The following is an 18,720-nucleotide window of genomic DNA, read 5'->3' on the forward strand; positions in this document are numbered from 1 at the left end:
CTAGGTATTCACGGCCGTTTCAATGGCCTGCGTCATACCCGCAGCCGAGGACCGGGGTAGGGCGATATGATCCGCGCCCAAGCGCTGAGCAAGATTTTGCAGCGGTTTCTGGGGGCGTATGGCAGTGTCGAGAACGACACTTCGAACCTTGGAGGCGCGTAGCCAATCGGCAGTAAGCTCTGCGTCCTCGGCTGCCTTTTTCCGGTCGCGCTGGCCGTCCAGCGCCACATTCGCCCGCCCGTCCGTCAGAAGGATCACGGTCGGTGTCATGCCGCGCTTCAGGGCGCTGCCCGCCATAAGTCCCGCGCAGTGCAGCCCATCAGCCAGTGGTGTCGCCCCGCCGCCGGGAAGGGCGGCAAGTCGCCGTTTGGCCAGAACAAGGGACCTGTTGGGCGGAAGCAGAACATCAGCTGACGAATTCCGGAACCCGATCAATGCGACGTGATCGCGATGCGAATAAGCCCGCGCCAACAGATGCTCGACCGCGCCCTTGGCCTCGTTCAGGCGGGTCCGCGCAGCAGAGCCCGAGGCATCGACAAGGAATATCAGTAGTCGCTCGGTCTGTGTTTCGAACCGTTTGAGGCAAATATCGCTTGGCAGGACGCTGATCCGGCCTTGCGCTGCACGGCGGAGTTTTTGCCACGGGGCCGCCATGCGCAGCGTGGCGATCAGATCGACGCGGCTGCGCCCGTCAGGCCTGCGGCGGCGAGGGGCGATGGGTCTGCCACGTTGCCGCGCGATCCGTGAATCGCCCGCTCCGGTTCCGGTTGCCGCGGTGCGCTGCGCAAGGGCGCTCGGCAGAATACCATCCGGCAGGGCCATGCGAACAGCCTCGACCAGAACGTCCTGATCAGGTGTCCCTTTACTGTTCGTCGAAGGCTCGGGCGGTTCTGCCGCCTGTTCCTCTGGCTCCGGCTCAGACGTCGGCAAGCAAGTCGCGCGGTGCGATAGCACCAACATCGCTGCGATTTCCAAATCTTCGATGGACAGGTACGACCTGCCGTTAAGGACCGCATTGCACCGCGCGGCCCGAAGGGCAAAGTATGGCGCGCGCAGGCTGGCGATGCCCAACCGGGTCGATAACTGAACCAGGGTCGAGATGTCCTCTGCCGACGTCTGGACCATCGGCAAATCAGCGCGGGCTGCTATCAAGTCGTCAGTGCCAAGATCCCGAGGCTCAGTGACGCGACGATCGGTCAGGTCGATTCGAAAAGCCACACGGTCTGAAAGAGCAAGGGGCAACGTCTCGTCAGGGTCTACACCTTCGTCAAAGGCGACCAGGCAGGATTGTCCCGCATCAAGCTGTGCAGCCAGTTTTGCCGCCAGTTCAGCAGGGCAGCGCTCGGCCATACTCAGGTGATAGGCGGATGGCTTGGTCAGCAGACCGGGGCGATAGACTGGCCGACCACAGGACAAGGTTGCCGCAAAATCCATAGAGGCAAAAAGTTCGGCATCGGACAGAGACCTGTGCAGCCGCTGCTTTGGCAGGCCCAGGTCCGGCATGGCTGCAACAAACATATCGCGCGCAGGACCTGCACGGGCCCGCAAGACAAGCCCGCCCAGTCCCGCCGGATCAACGGCAAACAGGCGCAGCGTTTGCCAGACTTGCGCCCAGGGGTCGGGCATGGATGTCATCCAAGAACCTCATCCAGCGCACGCCGAACACGGGAGACCGAGCCGGCCTCATCCATCGGATCGCGGCGAAGCCGATGGGCTAACGCAATCGGCGCGATGCGGCGGATATGGCGGCGCGTGACCGAGGCCGCGCCTTCGTAAGCCGCCAGTGCACGGCAGGCGCGCAGCAAGGTCAGCTCTCCGCGCAGACCGTCCGAGCCAAGCGCGATGCACAGTTCAGCACAGTCGCGCAGTTCCCGTTTGCGGACCTTGATATCAGGTAAAATGTCGCGAGCTGTAAGGATCGCGCTGCGGACGCGGGTATCCTCGCGGTGCCATTTCTTCAGGAACTTGTCTGGCTGCATCTCGAACGCGTCGCGGCGTTGCACGACCTCGACCCGCTGATCGATATCGTCGGGGGATCGCACCTCGACCGATAATCCGAATCGGTCCAGCAATTGCGGACGCAGTTCGCCTTCCTCGGGGTTGCCTGACCCGACCAGCACGAAACGGGCAGGATGGCGGATCGAAAGCCCCTCGCGCTCGACCACGTTTTCGCCGGTCTGTGCGACATCCAACAACAGGTCAACAAGGTGATCTTCCAGCAGATTTACTTCGTCTATGTAAAGATATCCCCGATTTGCCTGCGCAAGCAGTCCGGGCTGAAATGCCTTTTCACCGTTCACAAGGGCCCGTTCGATATCCAGCGCGCCGGTCACCCGATCCTCTGTCGCACCCAGTGGCAGATCGACAACCGGGGTAGGGTATTCATGAATTTCGGCGTTTTCTGGCAGCTCAACCCAGTCCGGACAATCCGCGCGAGTTGCGGACTGAACCGGGCAACCTTCGACGGCTGAGATGGGTGGCAAAAGCGCAGCCAACGCGCGAACAGCGGTGGATTTGCCGGTGCCCCTGTCGCCAAAGACAAGGACACCGCCCAGTTTTGGATCAATCGCTGTCAGGATCATGGCAAGCTTCATCTGATCCTGACCAACAATTGCGGAGAATGGAAACGCGTGCGTCATCTGTTGTCCTGACCCTCCTTCAAGACCACGGGGTGCTTCCCTTCCCAGTGGCCCGTTTCATTTATCACGTCGAACCTTGCGTAGAGCTCTTCGCGGAACCAATTGCCTTCGCGCACCGCCTTGACGGCCTCGGAATGGGGCCCGGGATTGCGAGCGAAGGCGGACATCGATCTGGTATCCGGCCAGATCGAGAATGTGATTTGATGCAAAAACGGAACTTCCCCCAAGCCGACTTTCATCAAAACGTCCGAGTTAACACCGATCATCTGGCTGATGTCAGGCACTCGGCGCCAGAACCGCAGAAGAATACGGGGTTTCAGCGTCGCGCGCGTCAGTGCTGCGGTCAGCGGGCCTGTGGGGTCGGGGTCTTCTACATGGAACGGATTGCGTCCCGACCATGCGCCCCGCGATGAGGTCGGGCGCAGATAGACTGTCCAGTGTTCGCTTGCATTTGCCCGATACCAGGAAAAGGGGCGCGCGGTCTGCAGCGTGTTTCGCGCGCTCTGTTCGTCCGACCAGACGCATAGTATGGCCCAGACTGCCGTATTCGGGCGCGGAGTAAATCCTTCGCCGGTGCCGGACCCGCAGAGTTTCCAGAACTCCAACCCATAAAGGCGCGACAGCGGCCAGCGCGCCAGCCCCATCATGGCAAAGGCGCTGAAACGGCGGGCAAAGCCGTCGAAACGGAACAGGCTCAGGGTTGCGACTTGAATGATCGAACCTCCATAGTGTCAGTTTAGATTGACATAACGGCGTCAAAATCGGAAGACTCTTCTATGAATGTGTCAATTTAAGTGAACAGATTGGAACGTTAAGGCATGACCCGCCTAGATCCGCAGTTGGTGAATGATGCGACCCCGGTTGGGGATGCGCGCTCGCACGCTGTGGTGATTGGTGCCGGTTTGGGTGGTTTGGCCGCGGCAATGCGGCTGGGGGCCAAAGGGTATCGCGTTACCGTTCTGGACCGGCTGGACATGCCCGGCGGGAGGGGTTCGGCCCTTTGGCGCGACGGCCACCGGTTTGATCTGGGGCCCACCATCGTAACGGTGCCCCAGGTGTTTCGGGATCTTTGGGCAGACTGCAATCGGGATTTTGACAAGGATGTCGAACTGATCGCGCTGGACCCGTTTTATGAAATCCGATGGCCGGACGGATCAAGTTTCGCGGCACACCAGGACCCAGACGCAATGGAGGCAGAGGTCGCAAGGCTGTCTCCGGACGATGTAAAGGGCTTGCGAAAGTTCCTGAAGGAAAGCGAGGCGCGGTATCTCTTTGGGTTCGAGGATTTGGGCCGTCGCCCGATGAACCGGTTAAGTGACCTAATCAAGGTCTTGCCGACCTTCGCCCGCATGCGCGCAGATCGTTCAGTCTATGCCCATGCATCACGGCGGTTCAAAGACCCGCGTTTGCGCATGGCCTTCAGCTTTCACCCATTATTCATTGGCGGAGATCCTACGCAGGTGACGTCGATGTATATTCTGGTTAGTCATCTGGAAAAGGCGTTCGGCGTCCACTACGCCATTGGAGGTGTCGCCGCAATTGCCGAGGCGATGCGCAACGTCATTGCCAAGCAGGGCGGGCTGGTGCGCCAGAATGCTGAAGTGGATGAGATTTTGCTGTCGGAAGGTACGGCCAAGGGCGTTCGGCTTTCGAATGCCGAGGTCATATCGGCCGACGTTGTCGTTTCAAACGCCGATCCGGGACATACCTATTCCACGCTGTTGCGCAATGCGCCGCGCAAAAGGTGGACGGAAGTAAAGCTCACGCGGACACGTTGGTCCATGGGCCTGTTCGTTTGGTACTTCGGCACCCGGGGTACCCGCGATCTGTGGCCGGATGTGGGGCATCATACAATCCTGAACGGGCCGCGCTATCGCGGGTTGCTCCGGGATATTTTCCAACAAGGACATTTGGCTGACGACATGAGCCTTTATGTCCATCGACCATCGGTCACTGATCCTACCGCCGCGCCGGATGGCGATGATACGTTCTATGCCCTCAGCCCTGTGCCGCATTTGGGGCATGACGATCCGGTTGATTGGGCCGAGCACGCAGAAACTTACCGGCAGCGGGTTCAATCCGTGCTGGAGGATCAACTGTTGCCGGGGTTGGACCGGCATTTGACCGCATCCGAAGTCTTCACGCCCGATACGTTCCGCGACCGGTATCTTTCACCTTTGGGCTGTGGGTTCTCGATCGAACCCCGTATTCTGCAAAGCGCGTGGTTCCGCCCCCATAACGTGAGCGAAGAAGCCAAGGGGCTTTACCTGGTAGGTGCTGGAACGCACCCCGGAGCTGGGCTTCCCGGCGTGATCAGCAGTGCCGAGGTGCTGGCGAAACTGGTTCCCGATCCTGTGAGGGCGCCATGATTGATCCGCAGGACATGCAGTTCTGCCGGGATGCGATCCGGCATGGGTCCTTGTCGTTTCACGCGGCGTCCCGACTTCTGCCGCGCTCGGTTCGTGATCCCGCGTTGGCGCTCTATGCCTTTTGTCGGCTGGCTGATGACGAGGTCGATCTGAAAACCGAAAAAGCAGCCGCGGTTCTGATGCTGAAAGAGCGGCTTGAGATGGTTTACGCCGGTCGCCCACGCAATGCTGCACCAGACCGGGCGTTTGCATCACTGGTCGAGGATTTCGACATGCCCCGCGCCTTGCCCGAAGCCTTGTTGGAAGGTCTGGCATGGGATGCGATGGAACGGCGTTACGACGATCTACCCGAGCTGATCGCATATTCCGCCCGGGTTGCCAGCGCGGTCGGGGTCATGATGTCGGTGCTGATGGGCGAGAGAAACGCGGATGCCTTGGCGCGTGCCTGCGATCTGGGCGTGGCGATGCAGTTGACCAATATTGCCCGCGACATAGGCGAAGACGCGCGGGAAAACCGGCTCTACTTGCCGCTGAGCTGGTTGCAGCAAGAGGGTGTCGATCCTGAGGCGTTCATCGCGACCCCGCGTGCCGAACCGGGCATACGCATCTGCGTGTCGCGATTGCTCAGACACGCGCAACACTTGTATCAACGGTCCGAGGCGGGAATTGCCGAACTGCCTGTGCAGTGCCGTCCCGGTATCTACGCGGCGCGGTTTGTTTATGCCGGAATTGGCGGCCAAATACGAAGGTCTGGCTTTGAAAGCGTGTCTCACCGTGCGCGGACGGGGAAAGGTCAAAAACTCGGCTGGTTGGCATGGTCTCTGTGGCGCACGGCGTTCAGCACGGTTGCACCTCATTCGCCGCGGCTTTACGCTCGGCCATTGCCTGAAACCGCGTTTTTGGTCGATGCAGCCGCGCAGGACCGCCACGCGCAAACGGATTGGAGCGATACGTTGTACACCGCCTTCGCACAACTGCAGACGCAGGAGCACGCCCGGCGGCGGCGTATGATGGCGTCTGTTCGGACCCATCTGCAATGATGTTCGCGCTGTATTTCGTAATTTTCTTTGCGGCATGTATGGCCGCGGGTGCCACAGGGGGGATGTTCCCCCCGGGAAAGTGGTATCGTGACCTGAACAAGCCGTCTTGGACGCCGCCGGACTGGCTGTTTCCTGTGGCCTGGACCTCGCTTTATGTCTGTATGTCCTGGGCGGGCGCGCGCGCAGCGGTGCAGGGCGATGCGAGCCTCGCACTGGCGCTGTGGGGGCTTCAGATCGCGATCAACACGCTTTGGACCCCGGTGTTCTTTGGGCTGCGACGTCTGCGCGCCGGGATGGTGGTGCTTAGCGCGCTTTGGGTCTCTGTCGCGGCGACCATGGTGGCGTTATGGTCTGTCGACACTTTTGCGGGCCTCCTGTTTGTGCCCTACCTGATGTGGGTTAGCGTGGCCGCAGCGCTGAATTGGTCTGTTTTGCAGTTGAATCCCGAGGTCGCAAATAACCCGCCCGAAATCGAAACCTAAAATCGCCAGCTTGCGCGGCGCGGCACCCGGACCGCAAGCATGGGTTTTAACAAAGGTGACCGAAATCGGCGCAAATCCAGCGCCTCATACACGCCGGTTGTTTCTTCTCCACCCAGTTGGGTTTGTACCATTGCACGAGAGTAAAACGGTGCGTCGAGCATGTTCATGACCTGCTTGGGACGATAACCCGTGTCGGCCCGCGTTTCGCGCCGCACAGCCCATAAGCTGCGTTTCAAGCGCGTCTTGGGTTGCAATGCGGTGATTTCATGCTGGCCATCTTCACCAAAAAACACAGCACGACTCAGCGTGCTGCCATCCAGTCGTTCCGCGTCATAAAAGCAGGTGCTGCCACCTTTGGTCGGAAAACGCCCCCAACTCCATGTACTGAAATCCTCTTCCAGCGCCCGCGTTCCGAAATTCGCGTCGAAATAGCCATGTCCGCTCCACTTCCAGCCGCGCGCCGCAAGGTCGACATCTATGTGCGCAGTCGGGGCAAACGGGCGCCAGATATGGGCGGCGTCTTCGGTCAGCGGCATTTCAACTGTGGTCAGCCCCGTTGGCCTTAATGTGACGCGCCCGCGCACCGGAGTGATCAATGGGGGCGCGCCCATCTCGTTGATATCAATTATCAGGTGCTGGCCGTCCCATCGCATCGACGACGGGCCAACAGTGATGCAGTCGCGCGCCTGCCGTAGCGCCGATCGCCCCCGGTCCGTCATGGTAAAACGCCCGCCCGGACCATAGGTTGCTACATTGATGCAGACATGGTTCTGCGGGTCCTTCCGCCCGGACCACCGATACCACGGGGAAAAGACCGAGCCGATGAAAGCTATGATCGAGATTGCCCGTGTCTGATCCTCGCTGATCCCGTCGACATACCACCACGCATATCCGTTTGGCGGGACGTCGATGGCGAAATTTGGTCTTGCAAGATCGTCTCGACTGCGTGCCGGGCGGAGAGCGCAGCCATCGGCAATCCCGCCCCCGGATGCGTGCCGCCGCCCGCCAGATACAGCCCCTTGATCGGCGTTCGTGCCCGAGGGCGCTTCAGCGCCGCCATGAGCCCATGTGGGCTCTGCCCGTACAGCGATCCCAGACTCTCGGGGAACAGTTGCTCGAACTCTGCTGGCCGGGTCAGAGCTGTCGGCCCCGGTTGCGGATCGAAGGTCAGGCCGAACCGGCGCAGCACGTCGAATGTTCGTGTCTGACATGTCTGAAACTCCATTTCGGGCTGGGGAAAGGGTCGAAGGGGCGGGGCATTCAGGATGATCTCAAACCGCTCGGGGGTGCTGGGTTCGTGCCGCGATTGCGGGCCGCGATCCTGGGCGCAGATATAGATCGACTGTTCCCGCGGAAAAAGTCCGGCCTGTAGCTCGTGAAACTCCTGACCGTCCGGGTTGGTAAAGAACACATTGTGATGAGAGAGATCCAGGCCATGTGGAACGGCATCAAAGCTCCAAACCACGGCCGAGAGGCTGCGGTCGGTGGTCAGGGTTTGGGGGGCAACAGTGGCAACATCCCGCCCCAGCGCACCAACCGCAAGGGCACGCGGGTCGCCGTTAAAGATGACCAGGTTCGTCTGGATGAAAGTTCCGTCATCCAGCGCTATACGGTTGATCTGACCGTCGTCGCACTCAATCGAAGCAACCGCGCTGTTATATCGAAACTGAACCCCATGCCGTGCGCAAAGCGCCTCCAGCGCCTTGGGCAGAGCTTGCATGCCCCCTTGAACGCACCAGACCCCGGCAGCTTCGGCCTGCCAGATGAGACTGAGCAGGGCGGGCGATTGATGTGGTAACCCACCGACATAGGTCGCGTACCGACTGAAGAGCTGCGCAAGGCGTCGGTCGCTGAACCGGTGAGCAAGCTGGCTGCTCAGGCTGCGTAGCGGGGCCATTGCCGGCAGCAACTTGGGGTGTCTGAGGATCGTAGCGCCAAGGCTGATCGGCGTCGGTTCAGGCGTGTCCATCATTGGTTGATCCAATGCAACGAACAGAGCTTTGGTATCCCTCTGGAACTGACGAAACTCCGCTTGTGCTTTGTGTCCGGAAAACGCGGCGATGGCCTTGCGGTTTGTTTCTGGTTTGTCGTGCAGGTCCAATACGGACCCGTCGGGCCAGAAATGTCGCGCGATAACGGGCAGTTTGATCAGATCAAGATGGTCGTCCAACCGCTCATTCAGAGCCCTGAAAACATCGTCGAAAATATGGCGCAGGGTCAGAACGGTTGGTCCTGCGTCCACTGGCCCAATGTCCGAGGGCAGAGTTCTGATCTTCCCGCCCGGGCTGTCGTGTTGCTCAAGAACCGTGACGTCGAACCCCGCAGCGCACAGCCGTGCGGCACTGCACAGGCCACCAATGCCCGCACCGATTACAACTGCTTGGCGCGCTTGAGGATGTGTCGGGTTCATACGGAATTGTTGACTCATGACACAATACTGTCCAGTGTAATTTACACATATGTGTCAATTTTACTTTTCATATTCACGTCAGAAAAGGGTAGCGCATGGAACTGAAGACGCGGATTAACGGCGCCATTGCACAGAATATCGCAGATGCACGCGCAGAGCCTGCGCCAGCGCAGCTTGCGGCAGCGCTCGACTATGCCTGCTTTCCGGGTGGGGCGCGGGTGCGTCCAACGATTCTGATGTCCGTCGCGCTGGCCTGTGGCGATGACGCCCCTCGGGTTACGGATGCCGCTGCTTCGGCGTTAGAGATTATTCACTGCGCCAGTCTTGTTCACGATGATCTGCCTTGTTTTGATGACGCGGGCTTTCGGCGCGGCAAGCCTTCGGTCCACCGTGCGTTTTCTGAACCCCTTGCCGTCCTTACAGGCGATAGCCTGATTATTTTGGCATTCGAGATACTCACGCGCGCCGCCGGGCAAGATCCGCAGCGGGCGCTTGACTTGCTTGGGATATTGGCAAAGCGAACCGGGATGCCCAACGGGATTTGCGCCGGGCAGGGCTGGGAAAGCGAAGACACAATTGACCTTGGCGCTTATCACCGTTCGAAAACCGGTGCCTTGTTCATCGCGGCAACTCAGATGGGCGCGGTTGCCGCTGGTCACGAGGCAGAACCCTGGTACGAACTGGGTGCGCGTATCGGTGAGGCTTATCAGGTTGCCGACGATTTGCGCGACGTTCTCTATGACGAAAAGGTTCTTGGAAAACCCGCCGGGCAAGACGATCTGCACGGTCGGCCAAGCGCGGTGGATCAATTCGGAGTTCAAGGCGCGATCCAGCGCCTGAACGATATTCTGAGCGGTGCAATTGCCTCGATCCCGTCCTGCCCGGGCGAGGCGATGCTGGCCAAACTTGTTCGTATGCAGGCCGAGGCGCTGACCCCAGTTGCACCTGCGGTTGCGAAAGCCTGACGGTGGCACGCTCGTCCGACACGGTCACGCGGCCTTCGCTGGGAACTTGGTTCGGACGCCTTTTGGCGCGGTCTGACGTGCAATCCCTGGCTATGCGTCTGCCTGTGACACGTTGGATGGCGCGGCGGGATGGGCAAGAGATATTCGAGGTTGTTCAAGGGTTTGTTTCCAGTCAGGTTTTAATGGCTCTTGTGGCGCTGGATATTTTCGATCATCTGGCGGATGGCCCGATGACGGCACGGCAGCTTGCCCATAGGCTTGGGGTCAATGCGAACAGGCTGGCGGTTTTTCTGCGCGCCGGGACTGCGTTAGGGTTTTTGCGGATTCACCGCGGTGATCGCTATGGCTTGTCCCGAAAGGGAGCGGCGCTGCGGGGCGTGCCCGGGCTGGCGGATATGATCCTTCATCACCGGGCCTTGTATCGCGACTTGGAAAACCCCGAGAGTTTTCTGCGCAATGGATCGGAAACCGAGCTATCCGGGTTTTGGCCCTATGTCGGGGACGCAGCCGAGGTCGGCGCAGAACAGGCAGAACAATATTCCCTGTTGATGGCGCGCAGTCAACGTCTGGTGGCCGAGGATACACTCAGACAGGTTCGTCTGAAGGACGTGCGGCACCTATTGGATATTGGTGGCGGTAGCGGTGCTTTTCTGGCGGAAGTCGCACAAAGATACCCCGAACCACGGCTGACTCTGTTCGATCTGCCACAGACCCGTAGTGCCGCGCAATCCTATTTGGCGGGAGTAGGTCAGTCCGATCGCATCACGTGCACAAGCGGCAGTTTCGCCCTGGACCCTCTGCCCGCAGACGCGGATGCCATTAGCCTTATCCGTGTCCTCTATGATCACGATGACGAAACAGTGCATAGGCTTTTGGCAAAGGTTTTTGATGCATTGCCACCTGGCGGGCGGTTGATCATCTCGGAACCCATGGCGGGCGGAGCTCGCCCTGATCCGATCACCGACGTCTATTTCGCGATTTATACCCTTGCGATGGGTACGGGCAAAACCCGGTCAGCTGAACAGATATCGAAAATGCTTGCAGCTTCTGGCTTCGAAAACGTTGCGCATCCCAACCCCCTGCGGAGTTACATCACCTCGGTCATCACGGCCGTAAAGCCTGTGGATGCAAATGAATCTTCCAAAAGTGTCAGTTTTAATTGACAGATTGTGGCGTAAAGTTAAACTGACATTAAAGCTCGCCATGGACTCACCCTTTTGATGAGCCAAAGCCGGCGAGAGGAAGGAAGACCGTGAAATCCTCGGCCGTAATACTGCATGGACCCGGACATCTGTCTGTTGATACCGTGACACTCACCCCGCCATCCGCTTCGGATTTGGTGGTTGAGGTGCGGCACTCTGGCGTTTCTACCGGCACGGAAAAATTGTTTTGGTCCGGTGAGATGCCGCCTTTTCCTGGCATGGGATATCCTCTTGTGCCGGGCTATGAGGCCGTCGGCAAAGTGGTCGAGGCCGGATCAGAAACCCGTTTCGGCGTCGGCGATGCGGTGTTTGTGCCAGGTGCGACCTGTTACGAGGATGCATATGGATTGTTCGGCGGGTCATCGCGCCTGATCGTAACAAATGTGGATCGCGTCACACCCATTGATGCAGGCTGTCAACGTGAGATGACACTTCTGGCCCTGGCCGCAACCGCGCGACACTCGATGGCTGGATTGGGTCACCATGTGCCTGAACTCATTGTCGGGCATGGTGTCGTGGGTCGCCTGCTGGCACGTTTAACCATCGCCGCAGGTGCGCCTGCACCGCTTGTATGGGAGTCAGATCCCGCGCGCCGGGACGGGGCCGAGGGGTATCAGGTGATCGCCCCTGAAGACGACCCGCGCCGTGACTATGGATGCATCTATGACGCGTCTGGCGACAGCGCGATTCTGAACACGCTGGTTTCCCGCTTGAAACGCACTGGTGAGATTGTTCTGGCCGGGTTCTATACGCAGCCCCTCAGCTTTGCTTTTCCGCCGGCCTTCATGAAAGAAGCCCGGATACGGATCGCTGCTGAGTGGACGCCCGCGGATATGCAGGCCACCCGATTGCTGGTCGAAAGCGGGGCTTTGTCCCTGAGCAATCTGATCAGCCATACCGCGCCCGCATCAGACGCACAGACAGCTTATGCCGCGGCCTTCGAAGACCCCGACTGTTTGAAACTTGTTCTTGATTGGGAGACCACATGAAAGACGAAGCCCCCAACCTGAAAGAGTTCGACGCCCGGCTGAAAGCCGAAGCGCATGAGGACTTGGCAGATGTTTTGCCAAGCGAGGCGACTAAGAAAACCCAGATCATCGCCATTTATGGCAAAGGCGGCATTGGCAAAAGTTTTACGCTGGCAAATCTCAGCCACATGATGGCCGAGCAGGGCAAACGCGTGCTGCTGATCGGGTGTGATCCGAAATCCGACACAACCTCGTTGCTGTTTGGCGGTAAAGCCTGCCCCACGATCATCGAAACCTCGACCAAGAAGAAACTGGCGGGGGAAGAGGTGAAGATCGGCGATGTTTGCTTCAAACGTGGCGGTGTCTACGCGATGGAGCTTGGCGGCCCTGAGGTCGGGCGCGGCTGTGGAGGTCGCGGGATCATCCACGGGTTCGAGTTGCTGGAGAAGCTCGGGTTCCATGATTGGGATTTCGACTTTGTTCTGCTGGATTTCCTGGGTGACGTGGTTTGCGGCGGCTTCGGCCTGCCAATCGCACGGGACATGGCGCAGAAGGTAATCCTGGTCGGCTCGAACGACCTGCAATCGCTGTATGTCGCGAACAATGTCTGCTCGGCGGTGGAATACTTCCGCAAACTTGGCGGTAATGTCGGCGTCGCCGGTCTGGTCGTCAACAAGGACGATGGAACGGGTGAGGCGCAGGCTTTTGCCGACGCGGTGCAAATCCCGGTTCTTGCGTCGATCCCGCAGGATGACGACCTGCGTAAGAAATCCGCAAATTATCAGATAGTTGGAACAGGTTCCGGTCAATGGGGCCCGCTTTTTGCGACTCTTGGTCTGAATGTGGCCGATGCACCGCCTGTCCGGCCCGCGCCGCTGGATCAGGACGGTCTACTGGCGCTGTTTGACGGTAAGGAAACCGGGGCAGGGATCGAGCTGGTTCCGGCCACGGATCAGGACATGCGCGGCAAGAACGCGGTGCCCAAGAAATCTCTCGAAGTGATTTACGACGACGCATGAACAAAGAAGTGACATATGACGCGTCCGCCGAGGCGCAGGTGATTAAGGGCGAACCCCGCGCAGAAACGGGCGGAGAGCCGCCTGCCTTGGGCTGTCACTCTGGGTCCGAGATGAAAGACGCCGCGCGGATGGCGGGGCAGTCCGAATTGCTGGACCAATACGCACGTGATTACCCGCAAGGCCCCCATGACAAACCGCAAAGCATGTGCCCGGCCTTCGGGTCGTTACGTGTTGGGCTGCGGATGAAACGGGTGGCGACGGTGCTCAGCGGCTCAGCCTGCTGCGTGTATGGCCTGACCTTTGTCAGCCATTTCTACGGCGCGCGGCGGTCCGTGGGCTATGTTCCGTTCGACTCGGAAACGCTGGTTACCGGCAAACTGTTCGAGGATATCCGCGCCGCTGTTTACGATCTGGCAGATCCCGAGAAACTCGACGCCATCGTTGTTACCAACCTTTGTGTGCCGACCGCCAGTGGCGTTCCGCTGCGCTTGTTGCCGAAGGAAATAAACGGAGTGCGGATTGTGGGCATCGATGTGCCCGGATTCGGCATCCCCACCCATGCTGAGGCTAAGGATGTTCTGGCTGGCGCAATGCTGGCCTATGCCCGCTCCGAGGTCGAAGCGGGGCCGGTCTCTGCGCCAGACGGTGCGCGGCAGGACCGGCCTACTGTCAGTTTGTTGGGCGAGATGTTCCCCGCCGATCCGGTGATGATTGGACAGATGTTGGCTCCGCTGGGTCTGGCTGCTGGGCCGGTCGTGCCTTGCCGCGAATGGCGCGAGTTGTATGCTGCGCTGGATTGTGGTGCGGTGGCGGCGATCCATCCCTTCTATACGTCGGCTATTCGGGAATTCGAGGCCGCAGGCCGCCCCATCTTGGGCAGCGGACCGGTTGGAGTTGATGGTACGGCCGCCTGGCTATCAACCATTGGCGATGTGTTCGGTATCGCTGCAGAAAAGATCAGCGCCGCGCAGAACGCTTTCCTACCCGCCATCAAAGGCGCCTTGGCCGCCGCGCCGATCTCGGGGACGGTGACCGTCTCAGGCTACGAGGGCAGCGAATTGCTCGTGGCCCGTCTACTGATCGAAAGCGGCGCAACCGTACCCTACGTCGGAACCGCCTGTGCCAAAAGCAAATGGTCGGCGCAGGACGCGGATTGGTTGCAGGCACACGGGGTCAAGGTCCAGTTCCGCGCCTCGCTGGAGCAGGATTGCGCGGCGATGGAAGGGATCAGACCCGATCTGGCCATCGGCACGACACCAGTGGTGCAAAAGGCCAAGCAACTGGGCATTCCGGCGCTCTATTTCACCAACCTGATCTCTGCTCGTCCCCTGATGGGGCCAGCGGGTGCAGGATCACTGGCACAAGTGATCACCGCAGCGATTGGCAATAAGGACCGGATGGATCGGATGCGCGACTTCTTTGAAGAAGTCGGCACCGACGATGCCGCCGGAATCTGGGAGGGCGATCCAAACCTCCGCCCCGATTTCCGCGCCATCAACCAAAAGAAACTGGAACGGCAGGCCAAGGCCGCCAAAGCGCAGGAGATGATCTGATGCTGATTCAGGATCATGACCGCGCCGGAGGATACTGGGGGGCCGTTTATGCCTTCTGTGCTGTCAAAGGCCTGCAGGTTGTGATCGACGGCCCGGTCGGGTGCGAGAACCTGCCTGTCACATCTGTTCTACACTACACCGATGCGCTGCCGCCGCATGAACTTCCCATCGTTGTCACAGGGTTAGGCGAAGAAGAACTGGGCCGCGACGGGACCGAAGAGGCGATGAAACGCGCATGGGGAACGCTTGATCCGGCGCTGCCCGCGGTGGTTGTTACCGGCTCGATAGCAGAGATGATCGGCGGGGGTGTGACGCCCCAAGGGACCAACATTCAACGCTTTCTGCCGCGCACGATCGACGAAGACCAATGGGAAGCGGCCGACCGGGCGATGACCTGGATTTTCACCGAGTTTGGAATGACCAAGGGTCGGATGCCGCCCGAGAAAAAGCGTGAAGAAGGCGCAAGGCCGCGCATCAATATACTTGGGCCCATGTACGGCACCTTCAACATGCCCAGTGATCTGGCCGAAATTCGGCGTTTGGTCGAAGGCATCGGGGCCGAGGTCAACATGGTCATGCCCTTGGGCGCCCATCTGGCCGAGATGCGCAACCTCGTGAATGCGGACGTCAACATCGTCATGTATCGCGAATTCGGACGAGGCCTGGCCGAGCTGTTGGGCAAGCCCTACTTGCAAGCGCCGGTGGGCGTCGACTCGACCACCAAATTCCTGCGAACCTTGGGTGAATTGACCGGACTGGACCCGGAACCCTTCATCAAGCGTGAAAAGCACTCGACCATCAAACCCGTCTGGGATCTGTGGCGGTCGGTCACGCAGGATTTCTTTGCCACCGCCTCTTTTGGCGTTGTGGCGAATGAGACTTACGCACGTGGACTGCGGCTGTTTTTGGAAGAGGATCTGGGGCTGCCTTGCGCTTTCTCGGTCGCGCGCTGTGCCGGAACCAAAACCGACAACAATCAGGTGCGGGCGCTGATCACGCAGAAGAAGCCATTGGTCGTGTTCGGCAGTATCAACGAGAAAATATACCTGGCTGAAAACAAAGGCGGGTTCGGACCGTCACCAGCCTTTATTCCGGCCAGCTTTCCGGGCGCCGCGATTCGTCGGGCAACCGGGACGCCCTTCATGGGTTACGCGGGCGCAACCTATGTCCTGCAAGAGGTGTGCAATGGCCTGTTTGACGCGCTGTTTCACATTTTGCCTTTGGGCACTGAAATGGATGCGGGGCCAGCCACACCGACGACGCAACGCACTGAAATCCCATGGGATGAGGACGCCAGCGCCGCGCTGGAGCGCATCTTGGAATCCCATCCCGTTCTCACCCGAATTTCCGCCGCCAAATCTCTGCGCGATGCCGCCGAGAAGGCAGCGATTTCCAATGGGGATGCCCGGGTCTTAGTCAGCACCGTTCAGGCGCTGGACCCGACGCGTTCCGAAACCGATCCAACCGAAGGAGGTGACCTGTGCCAGCAGTAACCCTGAATTCTCAAAGCGAACCGGGCAAAAAGCGGTCCCAACGCACGCCCGAATTCATCTTGTATTTTACGATCCTGTTCCTGATTTCGATCCCTTTCGCAGTGATCGAATGGATCAGACATGCCTTGCGCCGCCGCACGCTGAACCTGCGTGGACCATTGGCACGAGCCTGGTCCGAGGCCGACAGGATCACGCCGATCATCTTTTCCAGGTGATGGCGACCCGAGATCCGGCCCGCATCATGCGGGGCGGGGCCCAGCCGCTGGGTAAGCGGCGTCAGCATAATGACCCGGAGGTTCCTTATGGCTGATAATGACGACCTGTCCTTTACAGGTCTTACCGACGAGCAAGCTCAGGAGCTGCATTCGGTCTATATGAGCGGCCTATGGCTGTTCGCGATCGTTGCGCTGGTTGCACATATCGCAACCTACATCTGGGCTCCGTGGTTCTGAGGAGGGATTGAGAATGGCAAAATTCTACAAGATTTGGCTGATCTTCGATCCGCGTCGCGTCTTTGTGGCGCAAGGCGTCTTCCTCTTCCTGCTCGCCGTCATGATCCATCTTGTTGTGCTTAGCAGCGGTCTCAACTGGTTTGAGAACGCCGCGGCGACTGCCGGGTTCTAACAGGCCCAAGGCGAGGCGCAGAGCGCTGCGCGATGGATTTGAAGAAAGCCGCGGGCGGCGTGACTCGCCCGCGGCATGAACCGGGGCACTTCGCCCGGCCATGACCAGAACTGTCGGAGCAAGACAATGGCGATGCTGAGCTTTGAAAAGAAATACCGCGTTCGCGGAGGTACGCTGATCGGTGGTGATCTGTTCGATTTCTGGTTCGGGCCATTTTATGTCGGCTTTTTCGGGGTCACGACGGTGTTCTTCGCCGCGCTGGGTACGATCCTGATATTCTGGGGCGCGGCCATGCAAGGCACATTCAATCCCTGGCTTATTAACATTGCCCCACCTGATCTGAGTTATGGTTTGGGCATGGCACCTCTGATGGAGGGCGGGCTATGGCAGATCATAACATTCTGCGCGGTCGGGGCGTTTGTCAGCTGGGCGCTACGTGAGGTTGAAATCTGCCGCAAACTGGGAATGGGGTACCATGTGCCCTTCGCCTTTGGTGTCGCCATTTTCGCCTATGTCACCCTGGTTGTTTTCCGCCCTTTGTTGATGGGAGCGTGGGGTCATGGCTTCCCCTATGGCATCTTTAGCCATCTCGACTGGGTGTCCAACACCGGCTACGCATATCTGCATTTCCACTACAATCCGGCCCACATGCTGGCCGTGACGCTGTTCTTTGCGACCACGTTCGCCCTAGCCCTGCACGGTGCGCTGATCCTGTCGGCTGCGAACCCGGAAAAGGGCGAAGAGATGAAAACGCCGGACCACGAGGATACGTTCTTTCGCGATTTCATTGGCTATTCGATCGGAACGCTGGGCATTCATCGGCTCGGCTTCCTTCTGGCCATCAATGCTGGGTTCTTTTCTGCCGTTTGTATCATCATCTCTGGCCCTGTTTGGACGCGGGGATGGCCCGAGTGGTGGAACTGGTGGCTAGAGCTGCCGATCTGGCCCAGTCAGGCGGGGATGTGATCCATGATTGAATATCAGAACATCTTTACCCAAGTGCAGGTGCAGGGCGAGCCCGAATGGGGCATGGACGACAATCGCCAGATGAGCCGTGAACGGATCGGCAAGCCGTTTTTCTCAAAGCTCGTCGGCTGGGTCGGGAACGCGCAGATCGGGCCGATTTATCTGGGTTGGTTCGGTATGGTCAGTGTCGCGACTGGCATTCTTTGGCTGAATATCATCGGTTTGAACATGTTGGCGCAGGTCAACTGGTCAATCTCAGAGTTTCTGCGGCAGGGTTTTTGGCTGGCGCTTGAGCCACCCAGCCCGGAATACGGTTTGACGATTCCGCCGCTGAGCGATGGTGGGTGGTACATCATCGCCAGTTTCTTTTTGCTGATTTCAGTCTGCTCATGGTGGTTACGCACATACCTGTTGGCGGCAGAACACAAGATGGGCAAGCACGTGGCCTGGGCTTTTGCCGCAGCGATCTGGTTGTTCCTGGTGCTGGGCCTGTTTCGCCCGATTTTCATGGGGTCCTGGTCAGAGGCGGTGCCCTACGGCATTTTCCCGCATCTGGATTGGACCACTGCGTTTTCGATCCGGTACGGCAATCTTTACTACAATCCGTTCCACTGTCTCTCGATCGTGTTCCTCTATGGCTCAGTCCTGCTGTTTGCGATGCATGGGGCGACCATTCTGGCGGTCACCCGCTTTGGTGGCGACCGTGAGCTTGAACAGATCGTGGATCGCGGCACGGCATCAGAACGGGCTGCTTTGTTCTGGCGCTGGACCATGGGCTTTAACGCCACGATGGAGGGGATCCACCGCTGGGCCTGGTGGTTTGCGGTGCTGACCCCGATCACCGGCGGGATCGGTATCCTGCTGACCGGGACAGTGGTCGACAACTGGTTCATTTGGGCTCAGGAACGCAGCTTCGCCCCCGCCTATGACGGGTCATACGGATACGAAGCCTTCGGCACTTACGAAGCCTTCATCGGTCAGGAGAACTGA

General features: G+C 59.4%; 19 protein-coding genes. 14 read left to right on the forward strand and 5 right to left on the reverse strand.

Annotation, left to right across the window (positions count from 1 at the left end; genetic code table 11):
* Genes ACXAET_RS02270 through crtA form a run of 3 tightly spaced genes read right to left on the reverse strand, consistent with a single transcriptional unit; the run spans position 1 to position 3,355 of the window.
* Entirely contained in the window at positions 1-1,626 is a 1,626-nt protein-coding gene (locus ACXAET_RS02270; protein ID WP_475180494.1) for a VWA domain-containing protein, read from the reverse strand.
* A gap of 5 nt (positions 1,627-1,631) precedes the next feature.
* The gene (gene bchI / locus ACXAET_RS02275; protein WP_475180495.1) at positions 1,632-2,639 is read right to left on the reverse strand and encodes a magnesium chelatase ATPase subunit I; all 1,008 of its coding nucleotides are present in this window, start codon (positions 2,637-2,639) and stop codon (positions 1,632-1,634) included.
* On the reverse strand, positions 2,636-3,355 hold the full coding sequence (gene crtA / locus ACXAET_RS02280; protein WP_475187043.1) for a spheroidene monooxygenase: 720 nt from the start codon (positions 3,353-3,355) through the stop codon (positions 2,636-2,638). Before crtA ends, bchI begins: the two co-directional genes overlap by 4 nt.
* A gap of 102 nt (positions 3,356-3,457) precedes the next feature.
* Between crtA and ACXAET_RS02285 the strand changes: the two genes are divergently transcribed.
* Genes ACXAET_RS02285 through tspO form a run of 3 tightly spaced genes read left to right on the forward strand, consistent with a single transcriptional unit; the run spans position 3,458 to position 6,530 of the window.
* Complete coding sequence (locus ACXAET_RS02285; protein WP_475180498.1) at positions 3,458-5,008, forward strand: phytoene desaturase; 1,551 nt, start codon at positions 3,458-3,460, stop codon at positions 5,006-5,008.
* Positions 5,005-6,048 (forward strand): 15-cis-phytoene synthase, encoded by a 1,044-nt coding sequence (gene crtB / locus ACXAET_RS02290; RefSeq protein WP_475180500.1) that lies wholly within the window; start codon positions 5,005-5,007, stop codon positions 6,046-6,048. Before ACXAET_RS02285 ends, crtB begins: the two co-directional genes overlap by 4 nt.
* Positions 6,048-6,530: a tryptophan-rich sensory protein TspO gene (gene tspO, locus ACXAET_RS02295; RefSeq protein ID WP_068334224.1), complete on the forward strand. Its 483-nt coding sequence runs from the start codon at positions 6,048-6,050 to the stop codon at positions 6,528-6,530. The genes crtB and tspO overlap by 1 nt, the downstream gene beginning before the upstream one ends.
* On the opposite strand, the gene crtC is transcribed toward tspO, so the two are convergent.
* Positions 6,527-7,396, reverse strand: a complete 870-nt coding sequence (gene crtC / locus ACXAET_RS02300) for a carotenoid 1,2-hydratase (protein ID WP_475187046.1) — start codon at positions 7,394-7,396, stop codon at positions 6,527-6,529. The two genes, tspO and crtC, sit on opposite strands and share 4 nt — an antisense overlap.
* Positions 7,360-8,958, reverse strand: a complete 1,599-nt coding sequence (gene crtD / locus ACXAET_RS02305) for a 1-hydroxycarotenoid 3,4-desaturase CrtD (RefSeq protein ID WP_475180502.1) — start codon at positions 8,956-8,958, stop codon at positions 7,360-7,362. The genes crtC and crtD overlap by 37 nt, the downstream gene beginning before the upstream one ends.
* Before the next feature lie 77 nt (positions 8,959-9,035).
* Here crtD and ACXAET_RS02310 point away from each other — a divergent pair, with 77 nt between their 5' ends.
* From ACXAET_RS02310 to pufM, 11 genes are all read left to right on the forward strand, one after another.
* Complete coding sequence (locus tag ACXAET_RS02310) at positions 9,036-9,905, forward strand: polyprenyl synthetase family protein (protein ID WP_475180505.1); 870 nt, start codon at positions 9,036-9,038, stop codon at positions 9,903-9,905.
* Between the two features lie 2 nt (positions 9,906-9,907).
* Positions 9,908-11,068, forward strand: coding sequence for a methyltransferase (locus ACXAET_RS02315; RefSeq protein WP_475180509.1), 1,161 nt, complete (start codon positions 9,908-9,910; stop codon positions 11,066-11,068).
* A gap of 89 nt (positions 11,069-11,157) precedes the next feature.
* Positions 11,158-12,096, forward strand: coding sequence for a chlorophyll synthesis pathway protein BchC (gene bchC / locus ACXAET_RS02320; protein ID WP_475180512.1), 939 nt, complete (start codon positions 11,158-11,160; stop codon positions 12,094-12,096).
* Complete coding sequence (locus ACXAET_RS02325; RefSeq protein ID WP_475180516.1) at positions 12,093-13,094, forward strand: chlorophyllide a reductase iron protein subunit X; 1,002 nt, start codon at positions 12,093-12,095, stop codon at positions 13,092-13,094. Before bchC ends, ACXAET_RS02325 begins: the two co-directional genes overlap by 4 nt.
* Positions 13,091-14,647, forward strand: a complete 1,557-nt coding sequence (gene bchY, locus ACXAET_RS02330; protein ID WP_475180519.1) for a chlorophyllide a reductase subunit Y — start codon at positions 13,091-13,093, stop codon at positions 14,645-14,647. The genes ACXAET_RS02325 and bchY overlap by 4 nt, the downstream gene beginning before the upstream one ends.
* Positions 14,647-16,140, forward strand: coding sequence for a chlorophyllide a reductase subunit Z (bchZ, locus tag ACXAET_RS02335; protein WP_475180524.1), 1,494 nt, complete (start codon positions 14,647-14,649; stop codon positions 16,138-16,140). Before bchY ends, bchZ begins: the two co-directional genes overlap by 1 nt.
* The gene (gene pufQ / locus ACXAET_RS02340) at positions 16,128-16,355 is read left to right on the forward strand and encodes a cytochrome PufQ (RefSeq protein ID WP_475180529.1); all 228 of its coding nucleotides are present in this window, start codon (positions 16,128-16,130) and stop codon (positions 16,353-16,355) included. Before bchZ ends, pufQ begins: the two co-directional genes overlap by 13 nt.
* 87 nt (positions 16,356-16,442) lie before the next feature.
* The gene (gene pufB / locus ACXAET_RS02345) at positions 16,443-16,592 is read left to right on the forward strand and encodes a light-harvesting antenna LH1, beta subunit (RefSeq protein WP_152458433.1); all 150 of its coding nucleotides are present in this window, start codon (positions 16,443-16,445) and stop codon (positions 16,590-16,592) included.
* A gap of 13 nt (positions 16,593-16,605) precedes the next feature.
* The gene (gene pufA / locus ACXAET_RS02350; RefSeq protein WP_068334249.1) at positions 16,606-16,764 is read left to right on the forward strand and encodes a light-harvesting antenna LH1, alpha subunit; all 159 of its coding nucleotides are present in this window, start codon (positions 16,606-16,608) and stop codon (positions 16,762-16,764) included.
* A 126-nt stretch (positions 16,765-16,890) separates the two neighbouring features.
* Positions 16,891-17,730, forward strand: coding sequence for a photosynthetic reaction center subunit L (pufL, locus tag ACXAET_RS02355; RefSeq protein WP_475180537.1), 840 nt, complete (start codon positions 16,891-16,893; stop codon positions 17,728-17,730).
* Positions 17,731-17,733: 3 nt separating this feature from the next.
* Entirely contained in the window at positions 17,734-18,720 is a 987-nt protein-coding gene (gene pufM, locus ACXAET_RS02360; RefSeq protein ID WP_068334256.1) for a photosynthetic reaction center subunit M, read from the forward strand.

The organism is Ruegeria sp. AWH4_226 (genome assembly GCF_056159225.1).